General features: G+C 32.7%; 11 protein-coding genes. 8 read left to right on the top strand and 3 right to left on the bottom strand.

From position 1 onward, the window contains the following. Positions 1-54: 54 nt before the first annotated feature. Positions 55-1,488, bottom strand: a complete 1,434-nt coding sequence (pdxR, locus tag RTP99_RS22080; RefSeq protein ID WP_046647295.1) for a MocR-like pyridoxine biosynthesis transcription factor PdxR — start codon at positions 1,486-1,488, stop codon at positions 55-57. Between the two features lie 146 nt (positions 1,489-1,634). On the opposite strand from pdxR, the gene RTP99_RS22075 reads away from it, so the two are divergent. Together RTP99_RS22075 and RTP99_RS22070 are read left to right on the top strand one after the other, a co-directional pair. Next, the gene (locus RTP99_RS22075; protein ID WP_000234368.1) at positions 1,635-2,552 is read left to right on the top strand and encodes a DMT family transporter; all 918 of its coding nucleotides are present in this window, start codon (positions 1,635-1,637) and stop codon (positions 2,550-2,552) included. A gap of 101 nt (positions 2,553-2,653) precedes the next feature. Continuing rightward, on the top strand, positions 2,654-3,148 hold the full coding sequence (locus RTP99_RS22070) for a DnaA N-terminal domain-containing protein (RefSeq protein WP_404841254.1): 495 nt from the start codon (positions 2,654-2,656) through the stop codon (positions 3,146-3,148). An 18-nt stretch (positions 3,149-3,166) separates the two neighbouring features. Here the strand turns inward: RTP99_RS22070 and secY are convergent, their stop codons facing one another. Together secY and RTP99_RS22060 are read right to left on the bottom strand one after the other, a co-directional pair. Continuing rightward, the gene (secY, locus tag RTP99_RS22065; RefSeq protein ID WP_000490139.1) at positions 3,167-4,471 is read right to left on the bottom strand and encodes a preprotein translocase subunit SecY; all 1,305 of its coding nucleotides are present in this window, start codon (positions 4,469-4,471) and stop codon (positions 3,167-3,169) included. Positions 4,472-4,825: 354 nt separating this feature from the next. Beyond that, the gene (locus tag RTP99_RS22060; RefSeq protein WP_000589634.1) at positions 4,826-5,293 is read right to left on the bottom strand and encodes a VOC family protein; all 468 of its coding nucleotides are present in this window, start codon (positions 5,291-5,293) and stop codon (positions 4,826-4,828) included. A 221-nt stretch (positions 5,294-5,514) separates the two neighbouring features. Here RTP99_RS22060 and RTP99_RS22055 point away from each other — a divergent pair, with 221 nt between their 5' ends. The 6 genes from RTP99_RS22055 to RTP99_RS22030 all read left to right on the top strand — a co-directional run bounded on the left by RTP99_RS22055 (position 5,515) and on the right by RTP99_RS22030 (position 14,704). Then, complete coding sequence (locus tag RTP99_RS22055) at positions 5,515-6,015, top strand: AraC family transcriptional regulator (RefSeq protein ID WP_000869605.1); 501 nt, start codon at positions 5,515-5,517, stop codon at positions 6,013-6,015. A gap of 384 nt (positions 6,016-6,399) precedes the next feature. Further along, on the top strand, positions 6,400-8,103 hold the full coding sequence (locus tag RTP99_RS22050) for a M4 family metallopeptidase (protein ID WP_046647375.1): 1,704 nt from the start codon (positions 6,400-6,402) through the stop codon (positions 8,101-8,103). A gap of 484 nt (positions 8,104-8,587) precedes the next feature. Continuing rightward, the gene (gene pulA / locus RTP99_RS22045; protein WP_001177925.1) at positions 8,588-11,134 is read left to right on the top strand and encodes a type I pullulanase; all 2,547 of its coding nucleotides are present in this window, start codon (positions 8,588-8,590) and stop codon (positions 11,132-11,134) included. Positions 11,135-11,505: 371 nt separating this feature from the next. Further along, entirely contained in the window at positions 11,506-12,105 is a 600-nt protein-coding gene (locus RTP99_RS22040; RefSeq protein ID WP_000010575.1) for an undecaprenyl-diphosphatase, read from the top strand. A gap of 482 nt (positions 12,106-12,587) precedes the next feature. Then, a complete protein-coding gene (locus tag RTP99_RS22035; protein ID WP_001009339.1) occupies positions 12,588-14,015 on the top strand; it encodes an ABC transporter permease in 1,428 nt (475 codons plus the stop codon). Positions 14,016-14,026: 11 nt separating this feature from the next. Further along, on the top strand, positions 14,027-14,704 hold the full coding sequence (locus tag RTP99_RS22030; protein ID WP_000447846.1) for an ABC transporter ATP-binding protein: 678 nt from the start codon (positions 14,027-14,029) through the stop codon (positions 14,702-14,704). Positions 14,705-14,877 lie beyond the last annotated feature (173 nt).

Here is a 14,877-nt window from a genome sequence, read left to right as displayed (position 1 = left end):
TGAGTTTTATGTAATAAAAAGCAAATACCCCAAAATATTTTGGGGTATTTGCTTTTATAGCATAAACTTTCGCATTATATCATGTAATCTCTCTAATCCAATTATCATATCTTTTTCATTTAACATCGAATAGCTAATTCTTAAATGATTATTATTTGTTTCGGGATTTAATAGACAAGCTGTACCTGGTAAAAAAGACACATCTACTTCATTTACTTTTTGTAATAAGGTAAAGGGATCTATCGAATCAGGAAGAGTAATCCATAAATTAAAGCCGCCATTTGGTATTTCAAAGTGCATTTCTTTAAGTGGTGATAACATATCAATCGTTATATCACGTCTAATTTGTAAAGCCGTACGTAATTTTTCTAAATGATTTTTCATACGTTCTGCACGTAAAAATGGTAGAAGTGCTTTTTGTGTTAATAAAGGACTACCGATATCCATTGAACCTTTTACAGCATATAACCATTCGAAAATAGGGCCATCGGCAATAAGTGATGCGATACGCAGTCCTGGTGCTAACGTTTTACTAAATCCTTTTATATATATTACGTGACCGTTTGTATCAAAATTTTTAATAGGAGGGGGAACAGTCACGCCCTCAAAATATATTTCACCGAAAGAATCATCTTCAATGATAAAAAACTCATATAGCTCTGCCAATTCTATAAGTTCCATTCTCCGTTCTTTACTCATTACTGTACCTGTTGGGTTCTGAAAAGTTGGATTCGTATACAATAAAACGGGATTTTTACTTTGACAAATATCATCGATTAAGTCGGAGCGAATTCCATAATTATCAAGAGAAACAGGTATAATTCGAGCCCCTTTATTGATGAAAATATCAAGCGCAGCACTATAACAAGGACTTTCCACTAATACAATATCACCAGGTTTTATTAGTGTTTGAGCAATTAAATCAATTCCTTGTTGTGCTCCGCTTGTAATTAATAACTGAGATGGATCTGTCAATAATTTCTGGTGTTCATTTAAGTGATTTGCTATTTCAACTCGCAATTCATAATCTCCTTGAACTGGTCCATAAGTCGCTAGAATCATCTGGTCTTTATTAAGTATTTTATGCATTTCGTCTGCCAAGAATGGATTTGGCAATAAACGAGGATATAAAATCGCTTGTGAAAAATCGTAATATTTCCGGTGCTGATTCATTGCATATTGAGATCGCATAACATTAATCGTTTTCGTTTGTTGCCATTTATACGGAATTGTTTTGAAATTTTGCTTTACATGTTTTTGTATATAAGCCCCTTTACCTTGTTCAATTCGTATATATTCTTTCTTTTCTAGCTGTTTATACGCCTTACGAACAGTTAATAGACTAATCTGTAAATCTTCGGCCATCGAGCGTAAAGATGGAAGTGAGTCACCATGTGAAAGCATGCCGCTTTGTACTCTTTCAACGATTTGCATATATATTTGCTGGTAATACGGTATGTTGGATTCTTTACGAAGGACAATCTTCATGGTTTCACCTTTTTCTTTTTTATTTAATTTAAGCGGAAAATATAAAGAGAATCAACTACGATTTTAGGAAACTGTTATATACATAAATACACTGTTATACACCATACCTTCTATACTCATGTTAAGAGTAAAAAGGAGGAAGAAAAATGGTCATTTTCAATTATATTTTAGTATGTATAATTTTTGGAACAACATTTTTAACAATAAAAATCGGAATTGGAGCAGGTGCACCCCCATTATTTTCAGCAGGAATTCGTTTCTTTCTGGCAGGAGTAATCTTAATGATTATATTTAAGCTAAAGCGAAAAGAAATTATGCCACATATATTTTCAAAACGTATTATATATGCTGGTTTTTGCTTAACGTTTATGACATTCGCAACTTTGTACTGGGCGGAACAATATATTTCTTCAGGGCTAGCTGCTGTGTTATCTGCTACGGGACCGATGATGATTTTGTTATTACAGACAAAGAGAAATAAGACAAAATTACAAAAGGAGCAACTTCTTGCTTTAATCATTGCGCTAATAGGCGTTGTTTTTGTTTCTTTACCAGGAATGCACCAAGAAGTAAGTTTTATATGGAGTATCGCTTGTTTTGTTTTAATAATAGGAGAATTATTTTACGGAATAGGCTCTATTTACTCAAAAGAAATACTTTCGGATTTACAAAATGTATCGCCATTTCTCATTAATGGTATTCAAATGTTTTACGGAGGCGTTTTACTACTAATCGTGTCTGTCATAGTAGAACAACCGAATGTAACTACACTAGCTTCTTGGAGTGTACAGTGGCCTATTTTATATCTTATCTTTATCGGATCAATTGGTGGACACGGATTATATTATTGGCTCTTATCAAAAACAAATCCTGTATTCCCGTCAACGTGGTTATACGTATCACCGTTAATTGCTATTATAGTAGGATATATTATATTAGGAGAACCTTTAAATGCTACAATGGGAATAGGTGCATGTTTCATTTTGGTTGGTGTATTTTTAGCTAATCGATCCACACTCCGGTCTTATTTCAGAAAAGGGAGATTATTTGAGAAAGAAATGTAATTATATAAAGAAGCAGTCCTGTATATAGCAGGGCTGCTTTCATTTTATTCATGATACGGATTGACTTTATTTATTGGAAAGGCGTAATATTATTAAGCTATATGAAAGAGATCTGCAAGAAGAGGGGAGTTATTATGAAAATAAATTGGACTGAAGTCAAGGAAAAAATTCGACCGCAAATTTCAAAACCATCATATGAAACTTGGTTTACGAATACTACTGTTTATTTAGAGGATGATATATTAACAATTTATTGTCCAAATGAATTTGCACGTGACTGGTTAGAATCTCATTATAAAGAATTAGTATTTAATACATTAAGAGAAATGTTTAATACGACGTTTGAAATTCAGTTTGAATTAAAATCAAATACAAATAAAACCAGTAATAATGAAAAATCAACAATTGAAGATATCACTTCCGAATTAGGAGAGCAGTTCAAAGTCTCTAATAACAGTTTAAAATATAATGATGTAGATGAGAGCAATAAACGTATTCGAGCGTTAGAAGAAAAAATAATGAACTTGGAAAAGGTCATTGGTACATTAGTAGAAAAATTAGATGCAGTAGAATTAAAAACACAGTTGGAAAAATAACCAACTGTGTTTTTTTACTTAATTCGCTTTTTTTATAAACCCTTTATAATGACGTTTTACAAGCTGGCTTTCTAACGTTTTCATTGTTTCAAGTGCCACACCGACAATGATCAGTAAGCTTGTACCACCAATTTGTGCAGAAGGTGGTAATGTAGCAATTTTCGTGAATACGAGCGGTAAAATTGAAATTGCACCTAAGAAAATCGCGCCGATAAATGTTAAACGGTATAAAATTTTGGTTACATATTGTTCTGTTGATTTACCAGGACGAATACCAGGCACATATCCATTTTGCTTTTTCAAATTCTCAGCCATTTGTTCAGGATTTACTTGAATAAATGCGTAGAAGTATGTGAAAGCAACGATAAGACCGACATAAAGTGTCATTCCAAATGGATGTGCAAAATCCAGATTAGCAACTATCCATTTGGATACGCTTGAATCAGGGAAAAGCTGCGCAATTGTACGCGGCGTCATTAAAAATGCAGAAGCAAAGATTACTGGAATTACACCAGCACTATTTACTTTAAGAGGTAAATGAGTATTTTTTGCTCCTTGATATTGATTGTTGCCTGAAACAGCTTTTGCATATTGAATCGGTATTTTACGCACCGCTTGTTGTATGTAAATAACGCCAACAACTATCGCTAAAATTATAAGACCAATTAAGACCATCTTTATGATGTGCATGAATAATTGATCGCCTGCATTTTGAAATTGTTGCAAATAAATTTGGTTCGCAACATTTGGAATCGCTGCAACAAGTCCTGCGAAGATAATCATCGAAATACCATTACCTACTCCGTTAGCGGTAATTTGTTCACCTAACCAAAGTAAAAATGCAGTTCCTGCAGTTAAAACTGTCGCAATAAATAAGTATGTAGTCCAGCTTTGATCTGTAATTAATTGTCCACCTGCTATATTATTAAAGCCATAAGACATCCCAATGGCTTGTATGAATGCGAGAATGATTGTAAAGTATCGAGTGAATTGAGCTGACTTCTTACGGCCCATTTCTCCTTGCTTTGCCCATTCCGAAAATTTAGGTATAACGTCCATTTGTAGTAATTGTACTATGATGGAAGCTGTAATATAAGGTGTAATACCTACAGCAAAGATTGAGAAGTGTTGCAGTGCTCCTCCGCCAAATACGTTTAGCATACCTAAAACATTAGCTTGATCTTGTACTTTTAATACCTCTGCGTTAGTATGAGGAACTGGAATAAACGTGCCAATTCGGAAAACAATTAACATCGCTAATGTAAAAAGGATTTTCCTTCTTATCTCAGCTACTCTCATGAAATTTGAAATCGTACGAAACATAATGTCGCCTCCTATATTTTTATCAGTTTAAAACTGATTATTATATCCTGATGAAGTAACCACAAACCTCCTTCCGCATTAAATTCATTTGACAAATGGAATTTTATACATTTTGTAGTTTTCACGGATATAAAAATATAAGGTGTTTTTTAGCGACCTATAAGTTTTTCATAATCATTCAATACACATAATATATCGAATAAATTAACAAATGTACATACATACGCATGAAAAATGAATAAATAGGGTCATTTTTTACATTTATTTAATGATAAATTGATAGGAAATTATTATTCAGGATTGTTATACATGTTATAAAAGTAAAGGTGAGCTATTATGATTTATAGCTAATATTCATTCAAACGTATCAGCTAATAGTGTTTCCCAATCTTTAAAAGATAATTTATCAGTTATATGTTTTAGTGCATTAGGTACAACAATATGACAAATAAGTTCTAAACTATTACCATCTGGATCAATAAAATAAACAGATGCATTACCTTGATGTGGACGGACAAAAGGTTCAATAGATTCATTACTCCCAAACGGAACAGCTTTAATTTGAAGTGAATGTAACCAATTTAATGATTCTTTTAAATCTTCATATGAAACCCTAAATGCAATATGACGTAAAGAAGGATGATATTTTGTTTCGTATTCAGGGCCCGCCCATAATCCTAGCCAACTTTTCCCTTCCTCAATCCAAAAGAATGCTGTTGATTCATCGCTCCAGGCTAACTTCAATCCTAGTTTTTCATAAAATTCGATAGATTTTTGTAAATTACTCACTGGTAAATGCGCTTCGTATATTCCTTTAATCAATTAAAATCCTCCACCTTCTTATTTTCTTACGATTAATATATCGATTTAAAAGGAATTTAAAATCAAATAAAAGTATGAAAGTACATACTACTTTAGTAGTAGTAATCACATAAATTTCAATTGAAATTTATGTGATTAGAGAATTCTTTTTATTTAAGAAGGAATAAATATTAAAGAAAGCTAAATAAACAGTGTACATATTTATAGGGGAGAAGATGTAAATGAAAGTAGTTATAAAAGAAGTGCCACCATTAAAAGTAGCCTATATAAGACGAACTGGTAGTTATTTTGAACCACAAGATCACTGGGGAAGGTTATTACAGTGGGCAAATGAAAATAAACTTTATCCACCGGAGCAATCATTTATCGGAATCTCATTAGATAATCCTGAACTTGTTGCAAGCCATATGTGCCGACATGATGCTTGCGTTACCATACCTGAAAACTTTGAAAAAGAACAACATCAGGATGTGCAATTTAAAAGTGTAGATGGAGGTCTATACGCTCTATACCAGTTCTATGATGAACCTCATAAATTAAGTGCAGCATATCAATACATGTACGCAGAGTGGCTACTAAATAGTGAGTATGATGCAGATTATAATAGAGATAATTTAGAGTTTTGCTTAAATAATGTAGCGGAAGATCTAGAAGGAAAGTTAAAGGTTGATTTATTTGTGCCAATTAAAAAAGTACCAATAAATATTAATGCAAATAAGTAGTATGTTTCCTGGTAGTATTATCTTAACTATATTTTTTTATTTGCTAATCAAATAGTAACAGAGGATACCAGTGTATTGGATGATGTATTTTTAAAAGGTTATTGGGTAGAGAAATCGTTAAATAAACAATTAAATGAGACGAGCATATACTAATAAATGACACAATGCATAATTTATAATCGTATTTGAAGAGCACCTTAAAGTGCTCTTTTTTTATTGAAATTCATGCACATATATAAGTTGTTCTTTATTTATATCATCGTCCTTATATTATGTAATTTTGCATAATGTTACATAAATTGTGTATTTTCCCTTTTTTTCGACAGAAACAGGAAGTATACTTTGTACAAGCTTTCTATTTCAAAAATTATACGAGGTGAAAAAATGAAAAACAAAAAGACGTTAACTAAGGTAGCATTAACAACAGGTTTAGCTTTAACAGCAGTAGCACCATACGGAGTAGGTCATGCAGAGGAAACTGATCAACTACAAGTTCAAATTCAGGAGGAATCATTCCGATCAGGTGAACTTACACAACCGTCACAAAAGGCACCAGAGAATGTAGTAAAAGATGCTCTTAAGGAGAAAACAAAGCAAGCCCTTTCTCCAAAGCAAGTTAATGGAGAAACAGGAGTAGATTATAAAGTTCTTCAAAAACGTGGTTCATATGATGGGACTACACTTGTACGTATACAACAAACATATGAAGGAAAAGAAGTATATGGCCATCAATTAACTGCACACGTAGATAATGACGGTGTTATTAAAAGTGTTTCAGGTGATAGCGCGCAAAATTTAAAACAAGAAGAATTAAAAAAAACTATCAATCTATCAAAAGATGAAGCGAAACAATATATTTATAAGAAGTACGGGAACGATATCAATTTTATTTCTGAGCCAGAAGTTAAGGAAGTTATTTTTGTGGATGAAAAGAATGGACAAGCTAGCAATGCGTACCAGGTTACATTTGAAGCTGCCACACCAAAATATGTTTCTGGTACATATTTAGTAAATGCACAAAATGGTGATATGTTAAAAAATATGGTGCAAGAGTCTAACTTAAAAGCCAGTGACAAATTAGTTAGCGCTTTAAAGAATAGTAAAAAAAGCAGTCTTACGTCATTAACAGGCACTGGCAAAGATGATTTAGGTATCTCTCGTTCATTTGGTATTTCTAAACAAAGTAATGGCAAATATGCTCTTGCTGATTATACAAGAGGGCAAGGCATTGAAACATATGATGTAAATTACAGAGATATTACTAAAGAAGAAAACTATTATCCTGGTACATTAGCAACTAGTACTTCGACAACATTTAACGATCCAAAAGCAGTAAGTGCTCATTACTTAGCAACAAAAGTTTTTGATTTTTATAAAGATAAATACAATCGTAATAGCTTTGATAATAAGGGACAAAAGGTAGTTTCAGTTGTACACGCTTGGGATTCTGAAGAGACGAATAATCCGAAAAATTGGCAGAATGCATTAAGTGCTAATAATGGTAGTATGCTTGTATATGGAGATCCTATCGTCAAAGCATATGACGTAGCTGGGCATGAATTTACACATGCTGTTACTTCTAGTGAATCTAATCTTGAATATTACGGTGAATCTGGTGCGATAAATGAGGCACTATCTGATATTATGGGAACATCTATTGAGAAATACGTAAATAATGGAAGCTTTAACTGGACGATGGGAGAACAAACTGGATCTGTCTTCCGTGATATGGAAAACCCAGCTTCTGTTCCATCTTCACTTGGAGTACCTTATCCAGATGATTACAGTGAATTTAACGATTTTAATGGATGGGATCAAGGCGGCGTTCACTTTAACTCAAGTATTATTAATAAAGTTGCATATCTCATTGCAAAAGGCGGAACTCATAATGGTGTAACTGTTAAAGGAATTGGTGAAGATAAAATGTTCGATATCTTCTATTACGCAAATACAGATGAGTTAAACATGACTTCTAATTTCAAAGAATTGAGATCAGCATGTATTCGAGTGGCAACTAATAAATATGGTGCGAATACAGCGGAAGTTCAAGCAGTACAGAAGGCATTTGATGCAGCGAAAATTAAGTAGGTTAGAAATATAGTTATCATTCATATATTATTACATTATGAAAAACAGCTAATATCCTTAAAGGACATTAGCTGTTTTTTTACGTAACTATGCATTAGTGAAAATATACTTACTTAACAATAATTAGGGAGGGTATCTTTAAAAGTTACGTCAAATATGTAAGGTTTATAGTATATAAAAACAGAAAATTAATAATATATTGACCTCTTAACGGAAAGTGCTATAGAATGAAAGCGATAACAAACGATTGCTTTATAATGATTTCCCTGATCTTTTAGTATTTACAAATATATGAAGACATAAACAAACCTATTTTTTTATACATTAATGCAAACGTTTTCGTATTAAAAGATCATTGAAATACATATGTGAAATCAGCCAATATGGGGGTGAAATAAAAGAGATTTTTAGATTAATTTAAGTAGTTGTAATGTAGTACGAGCAGAATATAACGTTCATGCTATTTAAAGAAAGGGTGTATGTGGTGCAAATGATAAAAAGATTAATTAACAAATCAGTTTTATTACTTACTATAATCGTTATGTTATCATCTGTTTTCTCTTTTCAAAGTGTAAAGGCAGTTTCAAATTCGAAAACAACTGAAGTTATCATTCATTACAAAGAACAGTCTGGAAATACAAAAGACTGGAATCTTTGGATATGGGGAGAAAATGCAAATGGTAACTCATATGAATTTACTGGTGAAGATGAATTTGGAAAGTACGCAAAGATTAATATAGATGGTGACTATAATCGTGTAGGATTTATCATTCGTACAAATGAGTGGGAAAAAGATGGTAGCGATCGTTGGATTGAAAATATAAAGGACGGTCGTGCTGAAGTATGGATTCTTTCGGGTGATGAAAAAGTATATAATTCTAAGCCGTCATCGGATCTATCAATTCAAAAAGCATCTATTGATAGTTTCAATGAAATTACTGTAACGACTAATGTCCCGTTTCATATTAAGGAACGAAATATTGAAATTGAAGGCATTAAAATTAAGAATATTAGTCCTTATGATAGAAACAGTGGGAATATTACGAATAAGTTTAAAATAATTACGGAGCAGAAAATTGATTTAAAACAGACATACAAAGTTAAAATCGAAAACGTAGCTGATACGAATACTGAAATCGGTAAAGTAATTCGTAGTGAGGAGTTTGATCATTCATTTTATTATGGTGGTAACGATTTAGGGAATATATATACACCACAACATACAAAGTTCCGTGTATGGGCTCCTACTGCGAGTGAAGCGAAATTAGTTACATATAAAAAATGGAACGATAAAATAGGTACTGAAATAAACATGCAACAAAGTGAAAAGGGCACTTGGAAAGCAGAACTTAAAGGGAATCAAAAAGGTCTCTATTATACGTATAAGGTAAAAATTGGTGATAAGTGGATTGAAGCCGTTGATCCGTATGCGCGTGCTGCTTCTGTAAATGGAGATAAAGGTGCGGTTGTTGATTTAGAAGAAACAAATCCGAAAAAATGGAAAGCAAACAAAAAGCTAAAATTTATAAATCCAGAAGATGCTATTATTTATGAATTGCATGTACGTGATCTTTCTATTCAGCCCGAAAGTGGCATTAAACAGAAAGGAAAATATTTAGGTGTAACAGAAAAAGGAACAAAAGGGCCAGAAGGTGTAAAAACAGGACTTGATCATATAAAGGACCTTGGTGTTACTCACGTTCAGTTTTTACCGATATTTGATTATGCTTCAGTAAATGAAGAGAATGTAAACGAACCACAGTATAACTGGGGATATGATCCGAAAAATTTCAATGTTCCAGAGGGATCCTATTCTACAAATCCATATGAGCCAACTGTTCGAATAACAGAATTAAAGCAAATGATTCAAACACTGCATGATAATAATCTTCGTGTTGTAATGGATGTAGTGTATAACCATATGTACAGTGCTACTGAATCTAATTTTCATAAGTTAGTTCCAGGTTATTATTATCGTTACAATGAAGATGGAACATTCGCAAATGGCACTGGAGTAGGAAATGATACTGCTTCGGAAAGAAAAATGATGAGGAAATTTATGATAGATTCCGTCACATATTGGGCAAAAGAATACAATTTAGATGGATTCCGTTTTGATTTAATGGGTATTCATGATTATGAAACGATGAATGAAATACGTAAAGCTGTTAATCAAATTGACCCTTCTATTATACTGCATGGAGAAGGATGGGATTTAAATACACCTCTTGCAGCTGAGCTGAAAGCAAATCAAAAAAATGCAGAGAAAATGAAAGGGATTGCTCATTTTAATGATAATATACGTGATGGATTAAAAGGTAGTGTATTTGAGGAGAAGGAAAATGGTTTTATAAATGGAAAAGAAAACATGGAAGATCGTATTAAAAAAGGGATTACGGCAGGTATTGACTACGATACAAATTCGTCGACTTATCAAGATCCAGAGCAGGTGCTAACTTATGTGGAAGCGCATGATAATCATACATTATGGGATAAACTTGAGTTGACTAATCCAAGTGACAGTGAAGAAGTGCGAAAACAAATGCATAAATTATCTTCTTCGATTTTATTAACATCACAAGGTATTCCGTTCTTGCATGCGGGACAAGAGTTTATGCGCACGAAATATGGTGATCATAATAGTTACAAATCTCCAGATTCAATTAACCAGATGGATTGGCTGCGCAGAGCAACGTTTAATAATGAAGTAGATTATATGAAGGGTTTAATAGAATTACGCAAAAAGTACTCAGCTTTTCGAATGACATCTGCAGAACAAATAAAAACACATGTATCATTTATTGATGCTCCGAAAAATACTGTAGCTTATACAATAGAGGGGAATAAAAATGAATACTTTACGGTGGCTCACAATGCAAATAGAGAAGCTGTTGAAATAACACTTCCATCGAAAGGTCCTTGGAAAGCACTAGTAGACGGGAAGCAGGCAGGAAGTAAACCACTTTATGTTGTCCATGATAATAAAATTAAAGTTCCTGCGTTAAGTTCATTTGTTTTAAAGTTAAAATAGTATAATTTCACATACTGTAATTATATTACAATTTAATAAATAAAAAAGAGAAGAACTCACCAAGGTTCTTCTCTTTTTTATGTGTGATTAGGGTTTCCATAATTGTAGACATACGAGTTTATGAATATAGCAAAAGGCAAGACGATGAACCTATTTACAAAGTGACGAGAAAATGACAAAACTGTAAGAATGCACGAATGTTTGTAAGAAAGTTCGATGTTTTCCTTTTTCTTTTTTTATTAAAGTGAAAAAGAAGAAAGCGTTTTTGTAAGGTGTTGATATTTTTAGATGAGTACAATAACCAAAACGATTCATGTAATGAAGGTATATAGCAATCAGTCAAACACCTTACGAAAAAGGAGGGATTTGAAATGTCTTTTTCTCAATTCAATATTGATATTTTTCGAGCAATTAATGATTTAGGTAAACAATATTCATTCCTAAACCCGGCCATCGTATTTTTGGCAGAATATATGGTATATATTTTTGCTTTAATTATTTTAGCTTATTGGTTTACTGGGTCCAGAAAAAGTAGGATGATGGTTATTCAAGCGATGGTTGCTTTTGTAATTGCTGAGGTAATCGGGAAAATAGCAGGGAAATTCCATCTAAATTATCAACCGTTTGCAGTATTGCCTGATGTTAATAAACTTGTTGACCATGCTGTAGATAATTCATTTCCTAGTGACCATACGATTCTCTTTTTTTCAATTTGTTTTTCGTTTTGGCTTGTTCGTAAAAAAACTGGATGGCTATGGCTTATACTTGCACTTTGTATAGCGATCTCTCGTATTTGGGTAGGGGTTCATTATCCTTTTGATGTTGCAGTAGGGGCTTTAATAGGGTGTATTTCAGCGGTAATTTCGTATTGGTTAGTACCGAAATTCTCTTTTATTAGGCAATTACTTACTCAATATGAAAGAGTAGAGAAACAAGTTTTACCATTCAAAAACAAATCAAAGGAACTTTGAGTATACAAGTATAAAAAAGACGTTATCCTTTCCTAAAATTCTACAGAAAGGATAACGTCTTTTTCGTTTTATCAATATTGCAAAATATTAGATTGATAATGATGTATCGGGACCCCATAGTTAAATATAAGTTTCTTCAACTCTATCCAACCATTCAAAAAGCTTATTTTTTTTAACCTTTTAAAATGACGTGATTTCTATGTTTATCGTGTAGAAATTGCACAATAAATATATTTTTCATGTTACATACATTAAATTAAACTTAACCTCCTTTTCTTTTTCTATAAGTCCCTTAAATGGACAAACTTCTTACCGATATTCAAAACCGTTTACGCTTTTGGATTGTTTTTTCGGTTTTTCTTGATTAGGCCAATTAATAACTACACATAAACTCCTTATATCTCTAGATAAACTACCGATTAGCTCCATATAGACTCTAGATAACATATATAGAATACAAGTTATCAAGGAGGTAAGAAAAAATGAATTTTATAAAACGTGCAATTCTCAGTATGAAAAAAAGAATAGGAACATCATTAATTTTGATGGCAGTTTTTCTAATTGTTACAAATTTGGTTCTTTCAGGGTTCACAATCCAAAATGCATCAAAAAAAGCAGCTGATGCTGCAAGAAAAAAACTAGGTGCAGATGTTACTTTAGGTCTTGATTTTGACAAATTAGGTCAAAAAGCTAGAGAAACTGGAGAAATGCCAAAACCGCCGCAGCTCAATATAAAAGAAACAGATCAATTAGCGAAGTCAAAATATGTAAAAGACTATAATTACATAACTAACACTTTCGGAATTTCTGATGGACTTAAACTAGTAGGAGCCTCAGATGAAGAAGAAGGGAAAGGTAAAGTGGGAATGGCAGCTGTACGAGGCGGTTCAAGCTCAGGTACAGAAATAGATATGAATGCATCTTTTACGATTGAGGGAGTTCGCAAGACAGCATTACAAGAAAGCTTTAAAAATGGAAAAAGTAAAATCATAGATGGAAAACCAATTACAGAACAGATGAAAGATCAGAATGTAGCTTTAATGGAAAAACGATTAGCGGAATTAAACAATTTGAAAGTAGGAGACAAAGTAAAAGTGCAATCAGGGGATAAGAAGGAAACCCTCGAGATTGAAATTATCGGTATTTACGAAACGAATGAGCAAGCAATGGGTCAACAGGCCCCTCCTATAATGGATCCAGCTAATAAACTATATATGCCGCATTCAACTATGAAAAAATTAGAAGTAGATCAGGGTATAAATAGTGTTCAAGTCGTTTATTTCTTGAATGACCCACAATACATTGATGCATTTAAAAAAGAAGCAAAAAAATCTAATATTGATTTTAATTATTTTAAATTAGATGCACATGATTCATTGTACAAACAGATGATTGGTCCTATCGAAAATATCTCTTCTACTTCTCAAATGATTATTTATATTGTATCGATTGCAGGTGCGATTATATTAGGGTTAATCATTATGCTATCAATTAAAGGGCGTCGTAAGGAAATGGGGATTTTGTTATCTATTGGAGAGAAAAAGTGGAAACTGATGGCGCAGTTCGTAGTAGAAGTAGTATGTATCGCTATTTTAGCATTTGGATTATCCATAACAACAGGAGCCAAAGTTTCTCAATTTATAGGGAATAATTTACTTTCGAGTGAAATTGCTACTGCGAGCGAAGAAACAGATACCCCGCAACATGGTACTGTAATGATGGCTGGGCCTGGTGGCACATTACAAAATCAAAAAGAAAATCCAATTGATAAAATTGATGTAAGTGTAACAGGAGAAGATGTAGGGAAAATGGGTGGAATTGGACTAGCTATTGCTATAATTGCAACACTTCTTCCGGCGTTATCTATTCTACGTTTAAATCCAAAACAAATTCTTTTAAAAGATGAATAAGGAGGCGCGATATGGAAACGATTTTACAATTTAAAAACTTGGATTATTATTATGAAAGTAATGGAAAAAATGTAGCGATACTAGACAATGTTAACTTTTCTTTTCAAAAAGGTCATTTCTACACAATTTTAGGACCATCCGGATCTGGAAAAACCACAACTCTAAGCTTAGGTTGTGGACTGGATGTCCCTAAAAATGGTTACGTACTGTATAATGGCAAAGATATTCGAAAAATTGGTTTGGATCGATACCGTAATCAAAATGTATCTGTAATTTTCCAATCTTATAATTTGATTACCTATATGACTGCTCTTCAAAATGTCCTAACAGCAATGGAAATTACAGGTGTCAAAGTGAAAAATAAGATGGTAAGGGCATTAGAATTATTAGAGAAAGTAGGACTCACAGAAGTTGAAGCGAAACGAAACGTCCTGCAACTAAGTGGCGGGCAACAACAACGTGTAGCAATTGCTCGAGCGTTATCTTGTAATGTTGATTTACTTATTGCAGATGAACCGACAGGAAACCTCGACGAAGAAACGGCAATGGATATTATAGAACTGTTTCAAGAACTTGCACATAAAGAGAATAAATGTATTATTGTTGTAACGCATTCACAGGAAGTTGCTAAAAAATCAGATCGTGCAGTGTATTTAAGTAAGAAGAAGTTGGTCGTAAACCAAATCTAATACAAACATCTTAGCTTTTTAATTCACATAATTTTCAAATATCACTCATTTCAAAAGCTTATATTTGATATATAATAAAATCAAGCCATAATCAAAATGGTCTCCCTGTATTGAATGTTAAGATATTTTGTTGTTTCCTTTTTAACTAAATTTGAAAAAGAACTTGTAGGATA

Origin of the sequence: Bacillus sp. (in: firmicutes) (genome assembly GCF_031983925.1) — a bacterium.
In the GTDB taxonomy this organism is placed as follows: Bacteria; Bacillota; Bacilli; order Bacillales; family Bacillaceae_G; genus Bacillus_A; species Bacillus_A pacificus.
Note: the sequence above shows the minus strand (reverse complement) of the source record. Positions and strands in the feature narration are given on the sequence as shown.

What these genes read in the sequence shown, in the direction of transcription:
- pdxR (WP_046647295.1), bottom strand. Translation starts at nt 1,488, where the DNA reads ATGAAGATTGTCCTTCGTAAAGAATCCAACATACCGTATTACCAGCAA.
- RTP99_RS22075 (WP_000234368.1), top strand. Translation starts at nt 1,635, where the DNA reads ATGGTCATTTTCAATTATATTTTAGTATGTATAATTTTTGGAACAACA.
- RTP99_RS22070 (WP_404841254.1), top strand. Translation starts at nt 2,654, where the DNA reads ATGAAAGAGATCTGCAAGAAGAGGGGAGTTATTATGAAAATAAATTGG.
- secY (WP_000490139.1), bottom strand. Translation starts at nt 4,471, where the DNA reads ATGTTTCGTACGATTTCAAATTTCATGAGAGTAGCTGAGATAAGAAGG.
- RTP99_RS22055 (WP_000869605.1), top strand. Translation starts at nt 5,515, where the DNA reads ATGAAAGTAGTTATAAAAGAAGTGCCACCATTAAAAGTAGCCTATATA.
- RTP99_RS22050 (WP_046647375.1), top strand. Translation starts at nt 6,400, where the DNA reads ATGAAAAACAAAAAGACGTTAACTAAGGTAGCATTAACAACAGGTTTA.
- RTP99_RS22040 (WP_000010575.1), top strand. Translation starts at nt 11,506, where the DNA reads ATGTCTTTTTCTCAATTCAATATTGATATTTTTCGAGCAATTAATGAT.
- RTP99_RS22035 (WP_001009339.1), top strand. Translation starts at nt 12,588, where the DNA reads ATGAATTTTATAAAACGTGCAATTCTCAGTATGAAAAAAAGAATAGGA.
- RTP99_RS22030 (WP_000447846.1), top strand. Translation starts at nt 14,027, where the DNA reads ATGGAAACGATTTTACAATTTAAAAACTTGGATTATTATTATGAAAGT.